The organism is Cupriavidus sp. 22TCCZM04-2 (genome assembly GCF_057798895.1).
Window position 1 is genome coordinate 1 of record NZ_JBYOJS010000032.1, and the last position, 17767, is coordinate 17767.

Sequence of the window (17767 nt, forward strand, 5' to 3'; positions counted from 1 at the left end):
CCTGATCATCTACGCGGCAGGCAGTGTGGCTATGCCCTGTACCGTCTTCACCACCACGGGCCGTTCGTCGACCACGAAAACGCGTTTTTGGTTACTTTTGTCGCGAGACAAAAGTAACTCGCCGGCTGCGCCGGCGAAACAGCAGCGCCTGCCAAGAACGACACCCGCAATTCCCCGAAGCACCAAAAGAACGCCCGCACCAGGAAACTACCGGGAGGCCTGGGCGGGCGTTGCAAGCCGTACGATGCGGGGCCGCACGGCTCCGACATCGTAAGCAAATACCGCCGGTGCAACTGCCAACAATCGTGTCCGACCCCAAGCGTCAGACACGCGGTCCCGGCAAGTGCAGCGTGAACGTGGCGCCGGCCCCGGCATCGCTTACTACGCCAATGCTGCCACCGTGGCGTTCCACAACGGTCTTCGCCAGGACCAGGCCAAGCCCGCTGCCGGCCGGCGCCGCCACGTCGTGCTCGTGCAGGCGCGCAAACGGCTGGAACAACCTCTGCTGCCGCGCCAGCGCAATACCCGGCCCCCGGTCCGTGACCGATACGGCATAGCCACCCGGCTCCATCCGCAATGCCACCCTTACCTCCGCACCGCGCGGGCTGAACTTGACGGCGTTGCCGACCAGGTTGCCCACGGCGCGCACCAGCAATGCCGGCTCGGCGCGGATCACGGCAGGCTCATCAGGCAGCTCCACGTTCAGCAGCACGCCGCGCGCGCTGGCCGGCGCCCACAGTTCGTCGGTGGCATCGAGCACCAGCCCGGCAAGGTCGACATCGCGCAGGGTGAGTGGCTGCGTCTCCGCGCGCGCCACGCGAATGAAATCGTCGGCCAGCGACATGGTGCGCCGGGCATGCGTGTCGATGCGCGAAAGCAGGTCGGCGGCGCGCTCGTCGCCGACCGCGCCGCGATGCAGGTCGATCAGCGCCAGGATGGACGCCTGCGGCGAACGCATGTCATGCGACAGGAAGCGCAGCATCTGCTCGCGCTGCCGCTCGGCCAGGCGAATGGCCGTGATATCGATGAAGCTGACGATCAGCCCCGCCACCGTGCCCTGCTCCCCATGCAGCGGCGCCCCGTGCATCAGGTAACGACGCTCGTCGCGTGCAGCCACTTCGATGCCGTCATCGGCCCTCCCTGCTGACGCGCAGCGCGCATGCAGCGCCTGCCAGTACGCCAGCGCGGCTTCGGGCTCGGCGAAAAGTACGGCCATCACGGCACGGATATCGGCGCTGGCGTCGTGCGCATGGCCACCGCTGCCGGCAACGGCGCCCAGCACGCCCGGCACCAGCGCCACGCAGCGGCGGTTCGCAAGCAGCACCCCGCCTTCAAGATTGCAGATCACCGTCGCCTCGGGCAGGCTTTCCAGCCCGTCGGCCAGGAAGCGGCGCAGGTCGTGCAGGCGGGAACTCATGCGATAGACCGCCCGCATGCGGCTGTCGAGCGTGACGCCTTGCGCCGCAGGCGCTGGAGGCAGGCCGGGCTCGCGCTCGTGCCGGGCCAGTTCGTCCGCCAGGAAGCGCAGCGCCGCCTCCTGCCGGCGCCAGCTCCACAGCGGGTAGAACATCAGGCAGCCAAGCAGCGCGGCGGCAGGCGCGAACCACAGCCGCGCGCCAGCAAGCACAAGCGGCGGCCCGGCCAGCAGCGCGGCAACCACCAGCCCGGTCGCCAGCAGCGCCCCGCGCGGCGTCAGCACCAGCGCGGCCAGCGCGGCCGCCATCACCGCCAGCACGGTGCACGCCCATCCCCAGGCCGGCGGCACCGCGACGATGGCATGATCCTCCTGCAGCGTCTGCAGCGTATTGGCCAGGATTTCCACGCCGCTCATGCCACGCCCGTCGCGCACCACCGGCGTGGGCAATACGTCCCCCATGCCGGTGGCAATGGCGCCGAGCAGCACGGCCTTGCCGCGGAACAGGGCGGGATCGGCGCGCCCCGCCAGCACATCGCCTGCCGAGACCCGCGCAAACGTGCCGGCTGGCCCCGCAAAGGGAATCCGCAGCCGGTATCGGCGCTCCCAGCCGAAGGCATCGACCACGCTGGCCGCCTCATGCCGATACGCGGCGACCGGCCGCGGCGCCCCGGGCCATGACGCCATCACTGCCGCCACGTGTGGCAGCCCGGCCTGCAGCGCGGGCTGCGGCCCTTCCAGCAGGTACACCTGCCGCGCCACGCCGTCCGCGTCAACGGACAGGTTGATGTGCCCCACCCCGGCACCCAGCCCCGCCAGCGGATAGCGCACCATCATGCCGCCCGCCGAGGGCTCGGCCAGCGCGGGCAAGACCACGTTGCCGGCGCTGGCCAGGCTACGCGCGAGCACGGCATCGTCCTCGGGATAACGCGTGTCGCGCTCGGTCAGGATCACGTCCACGCCGATCACGCGCGGCTGCCCGGCGGCAATGCGGTCCACCAGTTGCGCCAGTACGGTGCGGCGCCAGGGCCAGCGGCCGATCGTCACGATGCTGGCGTCGTCGATGGCCACGATGACGATGTCGTCGCGCGCGGCATGGTGCTGCGCGCCGATGGCAAGATCATAGAGCGCCAGGTCCGCGCGCTCGGCCCAGCCGTAGCGCGCGACCCCCGCCACCAGCGCCAGCACGGCGGCCAGCAGCAAGGCCCATTCGGCCAGCGTACGCCGCCCGAAGGCGGCCCCGCGGAGGCGCCGCCAGGGCTTAGCGGAGGCGGACGCCGTCGCCATGGCCACCGTCTTCGCGGGCGCCGTTGCCGATGCGGATCGCGCCGCCCAGTCCATCGCGCAGATAGCCCGCTATGTCGAGGCGCTGCGGCGCGGAGAACGCGGCGGCGGGCTCGCGGCCGTCCGCTGCCGCGCGCGCCACGCGCACATAGTAGGTGCCGACCGGCGGCCGCGGCAGCGCCACTTCGTTGCCGGCGCTGCGCTGGTCCGCCACGATGCGCGTGAAGGCGGCGTCCTCGGCCATCTGCACGCGATAGCCGGCCGCGGCCCGCGCATCGGCGGGCCAGCCGATGCGCAGGCAGTTGCCGTCGTCGTTCAGCGTCGGCACCGGCGGCGCCGGTTCCAGCGTGAATGGCACCGCCGCCGACCACGGCCCGGGCCGCCCGGCCGCATCCAGCGAGCGCACGCGCCATAGCCACGGCCCCGGCGCCAGCTTCTGCGTGGCCTGCTCGGATTTGCCCTGCAGCGTGGCCGCCGTGACGGCAAACCCCGCATCCGCCGACACCGCGAGTTCATACGAGGCCGCGGCGCCCACGGCCGCCCACTCGAACGCGGCTGACTCGCCATAACGCACCGTCCCGGCGGCCGGTTGCAGCGTGAACGGCGCCGGCGGATTGAGGCGCACGGCAAACGGTGCCGAGGCCGGCCGGCCTGCCAGACGCCGCGCGTCCACGGCACTCACCACCAGGTGGAGCAAGCCTTCGGGCAGGCCATCCAGGCCGATTTGCGTGTCCGCCGTGTCGCCTGTCCAGACCAGCTCGGTCAGCGCGGCATCGCGCGCCACCGCAACGTGGTAGGTCGCGGCGCCCGGCACGGCCTGCCAGCTCGCCTCCGTGGCGGGGCCCACGACCGTGTCCGGCAGCGGCTGCAAGGCTGGCGCCGGCAGCAGTGCAACCGGCCGTGACAGGCGATGGCCCGCCGCCACGCCGATCCCGTAGCCAGCCGTCACCGCCGTGGCGGATGCCGTGCCGGAGCGGGGCACGCTGACGCCGACGCGGCCCTCCAGCACCTCGCTGCGGCTGCCGGCAGCGTCGGCGGCGACGCGGTAGCGCGTGCCCCGCACACCGGTCACCATCATTGGCGTATGCAGTTCGAAGCGGCCCACGCCGCCGCCCTCGGGCGCCACGCGCGTTTCGGCCTGGCCGCCTTCGACGCGGATCACGGTATCGGTCAGGCCGGACTTGCGGAACGTGCGCAGCCGCTGCACCGCCACGGTCGTGCCCGGCGGCAGCGTGACGCGCGTGCGGTCGGGCAGTTCCAGCGTGACGGTGCTGCCGGCGGCCGTGACAACGCGCGCGCTTTCGCGCAGCGCCAGGCCGGCGCGCAGCGGCTCGCCATCCGCCTCGGCCGGCCCGCTGACGAACACGACGCGCGCCGCGCCGGGCTGCTCGGGAATCTGGCCAAGCGGGATGCGCAGGCGCGTGCCTGGCGCCAGCCGGTACGGATTCGCCACGCCGTTATGCGCCTGGAGCAGGCGCCAGCCGTCAGCGCCGGCCATGTAGCGCCCGGCCAGCGTGAACATGTTGTCGCCGGGCTCGACCACGTAGAGGAAGTCGGCGCCTTCGGCACCGGCCGGTCCCGCCTGCGCCGGCCCGGCAGGCCCCAGCCACACGGCCAGCGCCATGCCGGTTATCGCCACGGTCCTACGCATGGGGCTGGTCCTCGGCGCTGGTCGCTTCGAAGCGGTAGCCGTGCGAATAGACGGACGTCAGCCGCACGCCGTTCTCGGGGCGCAGCGCCAGCTTGATGCGCAGGCGCGACATGTGCGTGTCGACCGTGCGCGACGCGGCGCCGATGGCGCGGCCCCACACGGCCTGCTCCACTACGTCGCGCGACAGCAGCCGGCCCATGTTGCGGAACAGGAACAGCGCAAGCTCGTACTCGCGCGGCGATACCGTGACGGGCTCGCCGCCGAGCGTGATAGTGCGCGCGCGCGGATCCACGCAATAGTTGCCGCGGCGGATGACGTCGGTATCCTGCGTGGCTTCGGGGTAGGCGCGCCGCAGCAGCGAACGCGCGCGTGCCAGCAGTTCGCCGGCCCGGATCGGCTTGAGCATGTAGTCGTCGGCCCCGACGCTCAGGCCGGCAACGATGTCCTCTTCGGCGGTGCGGCTGGTCAGGAACAGGATCGGCGGCATGGCGCCGGAGGTCTGGCGCACCCAGCTCACCAGTTCAAAGCCGCTGGTATCGGGCAACTGCCAGTCCACCACCAGCAAGTCGAACGATTGCTCGCGCAGCGCGCGCAGCAAGGCCGCACCCGTTGCATAGCTTTCGCATTCGAATCCCGACTCTTCCAGTATTTTCCGGACCAGTTCGGCCTGGTCCGGATCGTCCTCCACCGAGGCAATCCTCATCCTCACATCCTTCTGCCTGCTGCGACTGCAAATTGCTTCCTTGGCGACTGCACGCCGGCATCGATTGTTTCGTCGTATCCGCCCTGTCGGGCGCGGCCATTCTCGATCTTCGCGCAGCAAGCCAGCCAACGCCCGCTGCGTCCTGCATGTTATCCAATGCTCTTGACGATCTCGTACAGCCCGAGCCGGATGGTCTGGACCATGGTATTGCGCATGTCCTCGATATGCTCGAGCGAACTGCCGCCGCGCACCGCGTTGCAGAAGGCTTCGTAGTACTCGACCAAGTCCGTCTCGATGCGCACCAGGAACACGGCCGACAGGCCCGGCGCGAGCCGCAGCACATGGTTCCAGGCCCGCTCGCCGCTTGCACGCGCATGGGCCGGCCGCTCCCGCCAGCATCGCGACAATTTGTGGAGCATGGGACACATCATGGATGCGACTCAGCCTCCGCTATGTCGGGCCGACATTACGGTTCGGAAAAATCCCATTTACCGGACGAAGACGAGATGCTAGGTCAGCAAAGACAAACGTATTGTCAACAATTGTGCCGAGAACGGAACGCAGGCGGCGGGCCGCACGGCGACTCGCCGTGGCAAAAAAGACAATGCGGAATTTGCTGTGGCGGAGCACAGGACATGCGAGGTCCTGACCCGTTCAGGGCAAGTCCGTGTTTGGCGCGCGGACGCCTATTGCGAATGCATCATGTGTTTCCCCGTTCTGCGAATGACATCTGTCTACCCGTGGCGACATTGTTTTCGTCGTGGCCGCCGTCTGGCATCTCCACGCGATTTTGTTTTTTTGTGAGCCTGCGTTTTAACTGCTATCAACTAGTGCCGCATCCCCCGAATGTGGTACGCGCAAGAAGTAAGCAGATGTAAAAGCGATGGCAACACAATGACTTATAAGTCAGACATTATGCCCGACGACATGTCGCGGTGAAACGTGTGCAAAATCCGAAGTTCAGTCAATACCCTTGCGACGCACCGTTACAGTGCCAGAGGTGCGTATCTCAGGGAATTCACTGAATCGACGGTGATGTAGAAACCGTTAATATCTCGTGTCGGAACGTCTCATCATGATTTGGCGCTTTGCCTGATTGACACGCCGGGAAAATTCGTCAGAATGCTTCCCACATGTGCAACGCCTTTTCGATGTGTCGATCCGCGGTGTTTTTCGTTTGTCATACCAGCGACATAGGGAAGGCATAAACAATGCGCAAAGGAATCGGGCATTCACCAACCCTTGCGCGATTCCTGCATTGAGCACGATGTACAGCGGGCAATTAAGCTCATTTGAAATTCAAGGTTGAAAAGATATGGATACCGGTACCGTTAAGTGGTTCAACGACGCCAAGGGCTTCGGCTTCATCACGCCGGACGCAGGCGGCAACGATCTGTTCGCGCACTTCTCGGCGATTGAAGGCAATGGCTTCAAGTCGTTGAAGGAAGGCCAGAAGGTCCGCTACGTCAAGGCGATGGGCCAGAAGGGCGAACAAGCCACTAAGATCCAGGCGGTCTGATCCGGTTTGGACACCGCAGGCGCGCGCCCATGCACGTGCCTGCCACCAAAGAGCCCCGCGAGCGCGGGGCTCTTTGTATTTGGCGGCGACGCAGCGGCGTCCAGGCACTTGCCATCGCTCTAGCCCTGCCGCTGCAACCGGCCTGCGCCGAAAGCGTTGCCAACTATGGCCACGACCCCTTCATGCAGGTGTCTTCCCGCGTTGCCGATTGCCCCGAGCCGGCCGGCCCGCGCGTCAGCGAGGCCGAATGGCGCCGCGAGGCGCACCATCGCATCGAGCAAGGCAACCACTGCTGGGCCGAGGGCCGCTGCCGCCTGGCCAATGCATTCCAGTACGACCAGGACATCGCCGAAAGCCTGCAACGCCGACTGCAGACGCTGGCCGTCACCATGCCCGCCTGGCAGGACAGCACGCTCTGGATCACGGTACGCGGACGCTGGCTGACCGTGCAGGGATGCGTCCGCCCGGGCTTTGCCGTGGCGCCCTTCCTTGCCGCGCTGCGCGAGGTGGCCGATGTCGAGAAGGTCGTCGACCAGACCACCTCGACCCCCAGCCGTGGCGTGCCCTACGTGCGCTTTTCGCCTGGCCGATAAGGCACTCCGGCCAGGCCGGCCTGTTGCGAGGTTGTTGCTATAATCGGCCGACCCCCAACCACCGTAAGCGTGGCTCGGCGCCGTGGTCCGCCGATGCCGCACGACGGAAAAAAAAGCGCGTCGAGGAGTTACGTGGCCGGTACTCAAATCGCAACGCCAGATGCCCCAATCGCCGGCGCAGCCACGCCGGCCGCATCTTCGGGCAGTTCCTTCCACGCGGCCATGCGCATCCTGCCGGCAGCCCAGCGGCAGGCCATGTTCGAGATCTATGCTTTCTGCCGTGCCGTCGACGATATCGCCGACTGCGACGCGCCGCATGCCGAACGCCTTGCCGGCCTGGATGCCTGGCGCCGCGACATCGGCCTGTGCTACGCGGGCATGGCGCCGGCCGCGCTGCGGTCCCTGGCCCGGCAGATTGACGCCTTCCACCTGCGCCAGCAGGACTTCCTGGACGTGATCGACGGCATGACCATGGATGTGGTCGCCGAAATCCGCGCGCCCGACGCCGCCACGCTGGACCTCTACTGCGATCGCGTCGCGAGCGCGGTGGGCCGGCTGGCCGTGCGCGTGTTCGGCATGGACGAGGCCCCCGGCCTGGCGCTGGCCCATCATCTCGGGCGGGCGCTGCAGCTCACCAATATCCTGCGCGATATCGACGAAGACGCCGCCATTGGCCGTCTCTACCTGCCGGCGCCCGCACTGGCCGCCGCGGGCGTGCGGGGACTAGAACACGCCACGCCGCTGGAAGTCGTGGCCCATGCCGGCATCGACGCCGCCTGCGCGGCCGTCGCGCGCGAGGCGCAGGCCCACTACGAACAGGCCGACGCCGTCATGGCGCGCTGCCCGTCACGCGCGGTGCGATCCCCGCGAATCATGTCCCAGGTCTATCACTGCCTGCTCGTGCGCCTGCGCGCGCGGGGCTGGCGCGCACCGCGCGCACGCGTGCGCGTGCCGCGCGCGCAGATGCTATGGATCGTTCTGCGCCACACCATGGTCTGAAGATGCTGCGCGGGGATGCGCGGCTGGCGTACCACGCCCGGCTGCATCCCGAACACCATCTTCCAGGCACGCATGCGTCGTGCCGAACAAGGAGTTTGCATGTCGATGAATGAGGCCGTCCTTGCCGCACCGCGCGCCGCCATGGCGGCCGCAGCGCCGGCCGCGCCGGACGCCCTGGAAGCCGGTATCGGCCATGCGCTCGAGGCCCTGCTGGCCCAGCAGAAGTCCGACGGGCATTGGGTCTACGAGCTGGAAGCCGACGCCACCATCCCTGCCGAATACCTGCTCATGGTGCACTACCTGGGCGAGACCCCGGACCTGGCGCTGGAGGCACGCATCGCGCGCTACCTGCGGCGCATCCAGAATGCCGAGGGCGGCTGGCCGCTGTTCCATGAAGGCCGCTCCGACGTCAGCGCCAGCGTGAAGGCCTATTTCGCGCTGAAAATGGCCGGCGACGATCCGCAGGCGCCGCACATGGCACGCGCGCGCACGGCCATCGCGGCCATGGGCGGCGCGGAAGCCAGCAACGTCTTCACGCGCACGCTGCTGGCGCTGTTTGGCGTGATGTCCTGGCAGGCAGTGCCGATGATGCCGGTGGAAATCATGCTGTTGCCGCGGTGGTTCCCGTTCCACCTGTCCAAGGTGTCGTACTGGGCCCGCACGGTGATCGTGCCGCTGCTGGTGCTGAACAGCCTGCGGCCGCAGGCGCGCAACCCGCGCAAGATCGGCATCGACGAGCTGTTCACCGCCCCGCGCGACGCCGTGCGGCTGCCATCGAAGGCGCCCCACCAGCATGCCGGCTGGTATTCGCTGTTCCGCGGTGCCGATGCGCTGCTGCGCGCCGCCGAGCCTGTCATGCCGGGCGCGCTGCGCCGTCGCGCCATCGATGCGGCGAAAGCCTTCGTGCGCGAGCGGCTCAACGGCGAAGATGGCCTGGGCGCGATCTTCCCGGCCATGGCGAACTCGGTGATGATGTTCGACGTGCTTGGCATTCCGCCCGACGATCCTGACCGTGCCGTGGCGCGGCGATCGATCGAGAAGCTGCTGGTCATCCACGGCGACGAAGCTTACTGCCAGCCATGCCTGTCGCCGGTCTGGGATACCGCGCTGGCCACGCATGCGCTGCTGGAAGCCGGCGGGCCGCGCGCCACGGCCGCAGTCGGCCGCGCGCTGGACTGGCTGCGCCCGCTGCAGGTACTCGACGTGCGCGGCGACTGGACCGTGCGCCGCGCGCAGGTGCGCCCGGGTGGCTGGGCGTTCCAGTACGCGAACCCGCACTACCCCGACGTGGACGACACCGCGGTCGTCGCCGCGGCGATGCACCGCGCCGCCCAGGACGTCCCGCGAGAACGCCCGGACCCGAACGCCGAAGCGGTCACGCGCGCGGTCGAATGGATCGTCGGCATGCAAAGCGGGAATGGTGGTTGGGGGGCCTTCGAGCCCGAGAATACCCATCTCTACCTGAACAACATCCCGTTCGCGGACCACGGCGCGCTGCTGGACCCGCCCACTGCCGACGTCTCGGCGCGCTGCCTGTCGATGCTGTGCCAGACCGGTGACACGCCGCAGAAGAGCGAACCCGCCGCGCGCGCGCTGCGCTACCTGCTGGCCGAGCAGATGCCTGACGGCAGCTGGTTCGGGCGCTGGGGCACCAACTACATCTATGGCACCTGGAGCGCCCTGTGCGCGCTCAATGCCGCGGGCATGGACCGGGATGCGCCGCCGGTGCGGCGCGCCGCCGACTGGCTGGCCGGCATCCAGAACGCGGATGGCGGCTGGGGCGAGGACGGCGACAGCTACAAGCTCGAATACCGTGGCTACGAACGCGCGCCCAGCGTTGCATCGCAAACGGCCTGGGCGTTGCTGGGCCTGATGGCAGCCGGCGAGGCCGCGCACCCGGCCGTGGCACGCGGCATCGAATACCTGCTGCGCACGCAGCAACCCGACGGCCTGTGGCGCGAGCCGCGCTTCACCGCCGTGGGTTTCCCGCGCGTGTTCTACCTGCGCTATCACGGCTATGCCCGCTACTTTCCGCTGTGGGCGCTGGCGCGCTACCGCAACCTGCAGCGCGGCGCCAAGCGCCAGGTGGCGTGGGGACTGTAAACCGCCCTCCGCAAGCGCCTGCCATGAGCGAGCCGTGCGTGCTGGTGGTCTGCGGCATGGACTTCGAAGCGAATATCGCCGCGGGCCCGGACAGCGAGGTCGTGTACGGCCAGCGCGGCGCGGCATTGGGCGCCGCCATCGAGCGCCGGGCCGGTGCATGCGCCGGCATCCTCAGCTTCGGCGTGGCCGGCGGCCTTGATCCTGCGCTGGCGCCAGGGGCTGTCATCGTTGCAACCAGCGTGCGCGACGAATCGAACGAAATGTCCACGCTTGCTGATCCCGACTGGATGCGCGCGCTGATGCAGTCGCTGCCGCAGGCGTTGTCCGGCGTCCTCGCCGGCTCGGACACCGCCGTGGCGACGCTCGCCGACAAGGCGGCCCTGTACGCCGCCAGCGGTGCGCTGGCCGTCGATATGGAGTCTCACATCGCCGCCCGCATCGCACGCAGCCATGGCTTGCCATTCGCCGCGTGCCGCGTGGTGATCGATCCGGCCACGCGCGCCGTCCCGCCACTGGCGCTGGCCGGCATGGGGAGCGACGGGCGTACCGATGTCGGCGCAGTCATGGCGGGCCTGCTGAAGGCGCCCTGGCAACTGCCGGCGCTGCTGCGACTTGGGCGCGATGCCAGTGCCGCACGTGCGATGTTGGCGGTGGTACGGCGGGCTGTGGGTCAGGGCTTTGCGCTCGGCAAATGCGCTACGTGGTAAGGGATAAGAAGGACTGAACAGCTTTTGCCAGCGCTGAATCCGATACGGTTTCCTTCCTCGTCGCCTTACCCGAACTTGCGCGCCGCATCCAGCGCCAGCCCCGAACCGATCCCCCCGAACAAATCCCCTTCCACCCGCCGCGCCTTCGGCAGCAATTCGCCGAGCCGCTGCCGCAGTAGCGGCACGCTGCTGGAACCGCCCGTGAACAGGATGGTGTCGACCGCATCCGCCGTCACGCCGGCCGTCACCAGCATGTCCTGCACGGTCTTCTCGGTCTTCGCGACAAGCTTGCCGATCGACTCGTCGAATTCGTCGCGCGTGATTGACAGCATCAGTTCCGGCTCGATGCGATGCAGGTCGACGTCGGTGCGGTCCGTGCCCGAGAGCGCGATCTTGGCCGCTTCCATCTGGATGGCCAGCCAGTGGCCCGCGCGCTCGCGGATCAGGCGGATCATCCGGTCGAGCATCGCGGTGTCGGCCGCGTCGCGGTAGTTGTCCATCACGATCGCCCACGCCTTGCGCGTGTAGACCAGGTTGATGGTGTGCCAGCTCGCCAGGTCGAAGTACTGGCCCGACGGCATCTCCTTGCCGTTGCGCAGCTTGCTGCCCAGGCCCAGCAACGGCATGGCGCGCGCCAGGCTCAGCGCGCGGTCGAAGTCGGTCCCGCCGATATGCACGCCGCCATTGGCCAGGATGTCGTCGCGGCGGTCCGTGCGGCTGGCGCGTTCCGGCGACAGCCGCACCAGCGAGAAGTCCGACGTGCCGCCGCCGATGTCGGCCACCAGCACCAGCTCTTCCTGCGCGATCCTGGCTTCGTAGTCGAACGCGGCCGCAATGGGCTCGTACTGGAATTCGATGTCGCGAAAGCCCGCATCGCGCGCAATCTCCGCCAGCGTCTGCTCGGCGAGCCGGTCCGCCTTCGGGTCCTCGTCGATGAAGAACACCGGACGACCCAGCACCGCGCGCGTGAACGTGGTGCCCGCCGCGCGCTCGGCGCGGCCCTTCAGCTCGCCGATAAAGTGCGCCAGTAGCTTGCGGAAGGGCATGGCCTGGCCCATTACCTCGGTGCTGTCTTCCATCATCGAGGTGCCGAGCAGGCTCTTGAGCGAGCGCATCAGCCGGCCCTCGTAGCCCGCGAGGTAGTCGTCCAGCGCCGCGCGGCCATAGCTGACCAGCGGGTCTTCGGCGTGGAAAAAGATCACCGAGGGCAGCGTTTGCCTGCCGTCTTCCAGCGGCAGGAGTGCGGCCGGATGGCCGGGGCGGGTCCAGCCCACCGTGGAGTTGGACGTGCCGAAGTCCAGGCCGCATGCGTTTGACATCATCGATTCCGTTCTCTGTACCACCACTGCAAGTTCCCCGCGCCAGCCAACGGCCGGCGCGGGCCGGGCGCCATTGTAGTGGCAGATGCGGGCCGCCACGGCCCTTGACACGTTTGGTCTTGCCTCCTATGCTGGCCGCGTTCTTTCTATAAGACTGATGTTCTGTCTTATAGAACTATGACGATATCAGGAGACGACATGACTTTCCCGCACCGCCGCAAGCTTCACTCGTGGGCCCGCACCCTGCTGTGCCTCGCCATCCCCGGATTCATGGCCGCCGCAGTGCCGGTCCGCGCCGACACGTACCCGAGCCAGCCGGTGCGCCTGGTGGTGCCATTCCCGCCGGCCGGCGGCACCGACGTGCTGTCGCGACTGGTATTCAACAAGGTCGGATTGGCCACGCACTGGAACGTGGTGGTGGAAAACCGCGCCGGCGCGGGGGGCAATATCGGTCTGGATGCCGTCGCCAAGTCGAAGCCCGACGGCTACACGCTAGGGATGGGGCAGACCGCCAACCTGGCGATCAACCCGACGCTCTACCCCAAGATGCCCTATGACGCGGTGAAGGACTTCGCGCCGGTGGTGCTGGTCTCGGCCCAGCCAGTGGTGCTGATCGTGCGCGCCGACGCCCCGTACAAGACGGTGGCCGATCTCGTGACCGCGGCCAAGGCCAAATCGCTGTCGATGGCCTCCGCCGGCACCGGCACCGTGGGCCACCTGACCGGCGAGATGTTCGCGCGCCGCGCCGGCATCAAGACGCTGCACGTGCCGTACAAGGGTGCGTCGCCGGCGCTGACCGACCTGCTCGGCGGCCAGACCGACTTCTACTTCGCCACGCCGCCCATCGCGATGCCGATGATCAAGGCCGGCAAGATCCGCGCGCTGGCGGTCACGTCGGCCAGGCGCCTGCCGCTGCTGCCGGCGGTGCCGACCGTGGCCGAATCGGGCTATGCCGGCTTCCAGGCGGAAGACTGGAAGGCACTGGTGGCACCGGCCGGCACCTCGCCCGAAGTGGTCAAGCGGCTCAATGCCGAGGTCAACAAGGCGCTCGCCCAGCCCGACACCATCAACAAGATGCGCGAGGAAGGCAGCGACCCGCGCGGCGGCAGCGCCCAGGACCTGGCCGCCTTCATCAAGGCCGAGAACGCCCGCTGGGGCACGATCGTGAAGGCATCGGGCGCGCGCGTGGAGTAGTCCGCGCCGGCCATCCCAGCATTCCGCAGGAAACCATCATGCAAAAACCGTTGCGCCATGTGCGCGTACTCGACCTGACCAATGTGCTGGCCGGCCCGTTCTGCTGCCACCAGTTGGCGCACATGGGCGCCGAGGTCATCAAGGTGGAAACGCCGGGCACCGGCGACCTGGCGCGCCAGCTCGGCGCCGACGCCGAACTGAACCAGCGCCTGATGGGTGTGTCGTTCCTGGCGCAAAACCCGGGCAAGCAGTCGATCACCCTCAACCTGAAACATGGGCGCGGCAAGGAAGTGTTCCGCAAGCTGGTGCAAAGCGCCGACGTCGTGGTCGAGAACTTCCGCCCCGGCGTGATGACGCGCCTGGGCCTTGGCTTCGAGACGCTGCGGCAGGACAATCCGCGCCTGATCTACTGCGCCATCTCCGGCTTCGGCCAGGACGGGCCGCTGTCGGACCTGCCGGCCTACGACCAGATCATCCAGGGCATGTCGGGCGTGATGAGCATCACTGGCGACGCGCAGACCGCGCCGTACCGGGTCGGCTACCCGGTCTCGGATACCATCGGCGGCATCACGGCGGCGTTCGCCATCGCCGCATCGCTGGCGGACCACCAGCGCACCGAAGGCTATTTCATCGACGTGTCGATGCTCGAAGCCACGCTTGCCACCATGGGCTGGGTGGTGTCGAACCACCTGATCGCCGGCAAGGCCCCGTCCCCGATGGGCAACGAGAACTTCACCGCCAGTCCGTCGGGCACCTTCCGCACCGGCGATGGCCTGCTGAACATTGCCGCCAACAAGCAGGAGCAGTTCGAGGCCGTGTGCCGCGTGGTGGGCCGCCCGGACCTGATTGCCGACGAACGCTTCGCCGCACGCCAGGCCCGCCTGGCAAACCGTGCCGCGCTGACGCAAGCGCTGGAAGCCGAGTTGGCAAAGCAGCCCGCCGAGGCATGGTGGGCGCTACTCAATGAGGCTGGCGTGCCGGCCGGCCCGGTGCTGGGCGTGCCGCAGACCCTGGAGCAGCCGCAGGTGCGCGACCGCGGCATGATCGGCACCTTCGCCGACGTGCCCGGCGTGGGCCGCGATATCCGCGTGGTGCGCACCGGCTTCAAGCTGAACCGCGAAGCACCGTCGGTCGACACGCCGCCGCCGCAACTGGGCGAGCACACGCGGCAGATCCTTGCCGGCCTTGGCTACAGCGAGACCGACATCGACACCCTCACACAGGAGCGCGCCGTATGAGCGAGACCCGACCGACCATGGACCCCGGCCAGCAGATGTCGCAGGACTGGTGGCGCACGGAAATCATCGACATGCGCCCTGGCGAGATCCGCTATCGCGGCTACCCGATCGAGCAGCTGATCGGCCAGGTTTCGTTCGCGCAGATGATCTGGCTGATGCTGCGTGGCGATTTGCCCGGGCCGGGACAGGGCGAGCTGCTCGATGCGGCGCTGATGGCGGCCGTCGATCACGGGCCACAGGCGCCCAGCATCGCGATTGCCCGCATGGCCGCCACGTGCGGCGTCGGGCTGAACAATGCGATGGCCTCGGCGGTCAACGTGCTCGGCGACGTGCATGGCGGCGCGGGCGAGCAGGCGGTGCAGCTGTACCAGGACATCGCGCGGCGCATCGACGCCGGCGCTGCGCTGGACCAGGCCGTCAGCGCGGGCCTGCAGCACTATCGCGATCTGCACGGCAAGTTCGTGTCGGGCTTTGGCCATCGCTTCCATCCGCTGGACCCGCGCGCGCCACGCCTGCTGGCGCTGGTGGACCAGGCCGCGGAGAACGGTGTGGTGAATGGCCGCTACGCCGCGATTGCGCGCGCCGTGGAACGCGCGCTCGGTGAAGGCCGCAGCAAGCCCGTGCCGATGAATATCGACGGCGCCACGGCGGTGATCTACGCGGAACTGTGCTTCCCGGCGCCGCTGGCGCGCGGGCTGTTCTGCCTGTCGCGCTCGGTGGGCATCCTGGCGCATGCCTGGGAGCAGACGCAGCAGGGCGGCCGCAACAAGGGACCGATCCCGCGCCAGTTCCTGTGGACGTACGACGGCGTGCCGCAGCGCGATGTGCCGGACGGCACCCGGTCCTGACGCCGCTCAGGCCGCCGGCATGGGTCGGGTGGTCACGCGCACGAGCGACGGCACCGGTGCCTCGTCCTGCGTCGCGGACCCCACCACGTAGCGGTCGCGGCCGTGCGTCTTGGCCAGGTAGAGCGCACGGTCGGCGTCCGCGAACAGCTTGCGCCACAGCAGTTCCTTGCTGCCTGTCTCGCCGCGCAACTGCGCCACACCGATGCTGACCGAGGCAAAACACTCCTGCCCTGGCAGCGCGATCGCGCGGACCTTGCGCAGGATACGGTTGGCCAGCGCGGTGGCTTGTTGTTCGTCGGTGTGCGGACAGAGAATGCAGAACTCCTCGCCACCATAGCGCCCGGCCACGTCGGAGGCGCGGCGCGAGTTGTCGAGCGCCTGGGCGACTTCACGCAGCACCGCGTCGCCGGCGTGGTGGCCGAAGGTGTCGTTGACCTGCTTGAAGTGGTCGATATCGATGACCAGGCACGACAGCGGCTGGCCGTCGCGCTGCCAGCGCGCCACCAGGCCGAGCGCCGACAGGTCCAGCGCGCCACGGTTGAGCAGGCCGGTCAGCGCATCGACGCGCGCGCCGCTTTCGTTGTTGGCGATGATCTGCTCCATCGCCATTACGGTGAAGCCGAACAGCCCGAGCAGCCCCGCGATCAGCGGCGCCAGCGCCCAGGCCGAGCCCGCCGGGCCGGCGAAGAACAGCGTGAGGTCATGCCGGTCGACGCCGGCCTGCGTGATCGTATGGCTGGCGCAGACAAGCTGGGTCGACAGCTGCACGAGGCTGGACACCAGCACCAGCGGCGCGCCGATGCTGCGCCGCCCACGCCCGGTACGCACCAGGGTCGCGATCGTCGCCAGCGAAATCGCGGCAAGGATGCCGTAGACCGCGGCCAGCAACACCCGGGGCCCGTCGGGCAGCTCGGAGGACGTGGCGATCAGCCCCAGCACGACCAGCCCGGCCGCCGCCAGCGGGCCGGCGTGCGCGTGCAGGCCGTAATAGACGCGCACGCCGCGGTAGATCAGCAGCCAGCCCACCACGAAAGCGCCGGCGCCCGCCATGCCCAGGTTCGGCTCGCCGCCGGCCGCGCTGACCGCCAGCGCCAGTCCGGCGCCGGACACGATCACATGGCCGAACGCCCACAGCCGCCCCGCCTCGATCGCGCGCAGCGCAAAGACCAGCCCAGCCGCAATGACCAGCGTGCTGGAAAAGAACACGATCATCACAACCGCAATGGTTTGCTGGTCCAGGTGCACGGACATCCCTTGACAAAGCCATGAGGCGCGCCGTCGACCGATACGAGGGCACGGGTGAAGGGGGCGACCGCGAATGATATCCCGCCGCGGCTGCCAAGGGGCACCCCCGACAAGCCGGGTCACCCCGCCACAACGCCGCCCGGGCAACGGCATCAGGCCGCCGCCGGCAGCTCCGGGAAATCGGGGAAATTGCCGCCCAGGCCTTGGGTCAGCGCGCGCGCCGCGCCCAGGACATCGTCACGGAAATCTTCGCGGAACCGGCTGGCCGGGCAGGTCAGCGTCAGCGCACCGGCCAGGGCGCCGTCCGGGCCGAACACCGGCGCCGAAACGCCCGCGATCTCGGGGCTGCGGTCGCCGACCAGCGCAATCACCCCCTGGCGGCGGATGCGCTCGTAGAGTTCGCCGGCCTCGCCGGCAAACGCGCGCAGCACGCGGCCGCCGGCGCCGCGGTCGCGCGGCAGCAGTTCGCCCGCGCGGATGTGGTCACGCACAGGCTGCGGCGAATCGACCCGGTACAGGCACAGCCGGTGTTCGCCCTGCTCGACATGGAACGCGGCGCTTTCGCGCGTGGCCTGTACCAGCGCGCGCAGCACCGGCATGACAACGGCCTCGAGCGAAAACGACGCGGCATAGACCGCGTTGAGCCGCGCCACCTCGGGCCCCAGGCTGTAGCGTCCGTCAGGCAGCCGTTGCACCAGCGCGGCATGCTCCAGCGACGCCAGCAGCCGCAACAGCGTGCTTTTATAGAGGCCGGAACGCTGTGCGAGTTCGGCCAGCCCGAGCGAGGTATCGCCAAGCCGGAACGCCGACAGCACGAACAGCGCACGGTCCACGGCAACGGCACCGCCTTCGGCGGCGTGCTTGTCGGCTTCGGAGACCTGGGCGGCTTTGCGTGGCATGGACTGGCGCGGAAAGGAAAACCGGCGTGCATGGCACGCCGGCATGACGGA

General features: G+C 68.9%; 14 protein-coding genes and 1 pseudogene. 8 read left to right on the forward strand and 7 right to left on the reverse strand.

Annotated features, from left to right (window positions below):
- Window positions 1-322 precede the first annotated feature (322 nt).
- From AC3FKG_RS28540 to pelG, 4 genes and pseudogenes are all read right to left on the reverse strand, one after another.
- Window positions 323-2701: a CHASE2 domain-containing protein gene (locus tag AC3FKG_RS28540; RefSeq protein WP_488744754.1), complete on the reverse strand. Its 2379-nt coding sequence runs from the start codon at window positions 2699-2701 to the stop codon at window positions 323-325.
- Entirely contained in the window at window positions 2676-4349 is a 1674-nt protein-coding gene (locus AC3FKG_RS28545; protein WP_488744755.1) for a FecR domain-containing protein, read from the reverse strand. Before AC3FKG_RS28545 ends, AC3FKG_RS28540 begins: the two co-directional genes overlap by 26 nt.
- Window positions 4342-5052, reverse strand: a complete 711-nt coding sequence (locus tag AC3FKG_RS28550; RefSeq protein ID WP_488744756.1) for a response regulator transcription factor — start codon at window positions 5050-5052, stop codon at window positions 4342-4344. Before AC3FKG_RS28550 ends, AC3FKG_RS28545 begins: the two co-directional genes overlap by 8 nt.
- Before the next feature lie 161 nt (window positions 5053-5213).
- Window positions 5214-5378: pseudogene (pelG, locus tag AC3FKG_RS28555) on the reverse strand (exopolysaccharide Pel transporter PelG); the annotation flags it as partial.
- A gap of 989 nt (window positions 5379-6367) precedes the next feature.
- Here pelG and AC3FKG_RS28560 point away from each other — a divergent pair.
- The 5 genes from AC3FKG_RS28560 (at window position 6368) to AC3FKG_RS28580 (ending at window position 10973) form a co-directional block, all read left to right on the forward strand.
- Window positions 6368-6571 (forward strand): cold-shock protein, encoded by a 204-nt coding sequence (locus AC3FKG_RS28560; RefSeq protein WP_483713300.1) that lies wholly within the window; start codon window positions 6368-6370, stop codon window positions 6569-6571.
- Between the two features lie 29 nt (window positions 6572-6600).
- Window positions 6601-7164, forward strand: a complete 564-nt coding sequence (locus AC3FKG_RS28565; RefSeq protein WP_483713299.1) for a BON domain-containing protein — start codon at window positions 6601-6603, stop codon at window positions 7162-7164.
- A gap of 132 nt (window positions 7165-7296) precedes the next feature.
- The gene (hpnD, locus tag AC3FKG_RS28570) at window positions 7297-8163 is read left to right on the forward strand and encodes a presqualene diphosphate synthase HpnD (RefSeq protein WP_488744757.1); all 867 of its coding nucleotides are present in this window, start codon (window positions 7297-7299) and stop codon (window positions 8161-8163) included.
- A gap of 99 nt (window positions 8164-8262) precedes the next feature.
- A complete protein-coding gene (gene shc / locus AC3FKG_RS28575; RefSeq protein ID WP_488744758.1) occupies window positions 8263-10266 on the forward strand; it encodes a squalene--hopene cyclase in 2004 nt (667 codons plus the stop codon).
- Window positions 10267-10289: 23 nt separating this feature from the next.
- Complete coding sequence (locus AC3FKG_RS28580; protein ID WP_483713296.1) at window positions 10290-10973, forward strand: phosphorylase; 684 nt, start codon at window positions 10290-10292, stop codon at window positions 10971-10973.
- Window positions 10974-11038: 65 nt separating this feature from the next.
- On the opposite strand, the gene AC3FKG_RS28585 is transcribed toward AC3FKG_RS28580, so the two are convergent.
- The gene (locus tag AC3FKG_RS28585) at window positions 11039-12295 is read right to left on the reverse strand and encodes an Hsp70 family protein (protein ID WP_483713294.1); all 1257 of its coding nucleotides are present in this window, start codon (window positions 12293-12295) and stop codon (window positions 11039-11041) included.
- Window positions 12296-12490: 195 nt separating this feature from the next.
- On the opposite strand from AC3FKG_RS28585, the gene AC3FKG_RS28590 reads away from it, so the two are divergent.
- Genes AC3FKG_RS28590 through AC3FKG_RS28600 form a run of 3 tightly spaced genes read left to right on the forward strand, consistent with a single transcriptional unit; the run spans window position 12491 to window position 15572 of the window.
- Window positions 12491-13486, forward strand: coding sequence for a Bug family tripartite tricarboxylate transporter substrate binding protein (locus tag AC3FKG_RS28590; protein ID WP_483713293.1), 996 nt, complete (start codon window positions 12491-12493; stop codon window positions 13484-13486).
- A gap of 38 nt (window positions 13487-13524) precedes the next feature.
- Entirely contained in the window at window positions 13525-14724 is a 1200-nt protein-coding gene (locus tag AC3FKG_RS28595) for a CaiB/BaiF CoA transferase family protein (protein ID WP_483713291.1), read from the forward strand.
- Window positions 14721-15572: a citryl-CoA lyase gene (locus tag AC3FKG_RS28600; RefSeq protein ID WP_488744759.1), complete on the forward strand. Its 852-nt coding sequence runs from the start codon at window positions 14721-14723 to the stop codon at window positions 15570-15572. The genes AC3FKG_RS28595 and AC3FKG_RS28600 overlap by 4 nt, the downstream gene beginning before the upstream one ends.
- A 6-nt stretch (window positions 15573-15578) precedes the next feature.
- On the opposite strand, the gene AC3FKG_RS28605 is transcribed toward AC3FKG_RS28600, so the two are convergent.
- On the reverse strand, window positions 15579-16817 hold the full coding sequence (locus AC3FKG_RS28605) for a GGDEF domain-containing protein (protein WP_488744765.1): 1239 nt from the start codon (window positions 16815-16817) through the stop codon (window positions 15579-15581).
- Between the two features lie 152 nt (window positions 16818-16969).
- Window positions 16970-17716: an IclR family transcriptional regulator gene (locus tag AC3FKG_RS28610; protein ID WP_483713288.1), complete on the reverse strand. Its 747-nt coding sequence runs from the start codon at window positions 17714-17716 to the stop codon at window positions 16970-16972.
- Window positions 17717-17767 lie beyond the last annotated feature (51 nt).

Bases quoted from the DNA above. Each gene is read 5' to 3' on its own strand.
- AC3FKG_RS28540 (WP_488744754.1), bottom strand. From the start codon at position 2,701: ATGGCGACGGCGTCCGCCTCCGCTAAGCCCTGGCGGCGCCTCCGCGGG.
- AC3FKG_RS28545 (WP_488744755.1), bottom strand. From the start codon at position 4,349: ATGCGTAGGACCGTGGCGATAACCGGCATGGCGCTGGCCGTGTGGCTG.
- AC3FKG_RS28610 (WP_483713288.1), bottom strand. From the start codon at position 17,716: ATGCCACGCAAAGCCGCCCAGGTCTCCGAAGCCGACAAGCACGCCGCC.
- AC3FKG_RS28595 (WP_483713291.1), top strand. From the start codon at position 13,525: ATGCAAAAACCGTTGCGCCATGTGCGCGTACTCGACCTGACCAATGTG.
- AC3FKG_RS28550 (WP_488744756.1), bottom strand. From the start codon at position 5,052: ATGAGGATTGCCTCGGTGGAGGACGATCCGGACCAGGCCGAACTGGTC.
- AC3FKG_RS28560 (WP_483713300.1), top strand. From the start codon at position 6,368: ATGGATACCGGTACCGTTAAGTGGTTCAACGACGCCAAGGGCTTCGGC.
- AC3FKG_RS28600 (WP_488744759.1), top strand. From the start codon at position 14,721: ATGAGCGAGACCCGACCGACCATGGACCCCGGCCAGCAGATGTCGCAG.
- AC3FKG_RS28580 (WP_483713296.1), top strand. From the start codon at position 10,290: ATGAGCGAGCCGTGCGTGCTGGTGGTCTGCGGCATGGACTTCGAAGCG.
- AC3FKG_RS28590 (WP_483713293.1), top strand. From the start codon at position 12,491: ATGACTTTCCCGCACCGCCGCAAGCTTCACTCGTGGGCCCGCACCCTG.
- shc (WP_488744758.1), top strand. From the start codon at position 8,263: ATGTCGATGAATGAGGCCGTCCTTGCCGCACCGCGCGCCGCCATGGCG.
- AC3FKG_RS28565 (WP_483713299.1), top strand. From the start codon at position 6,601: ATGCACGTGCCTGCCACCAAAGAGCCCCGCGAGCGCGGGGCTCTTTGT.
- AC3FKG_RS28585 (WP_483713294.1), bottom strand. From the start codon at position 12,295: ATGATGTCAAACGCATGCGGCCTGGACTTCGGCACGTCCAACTCCACG.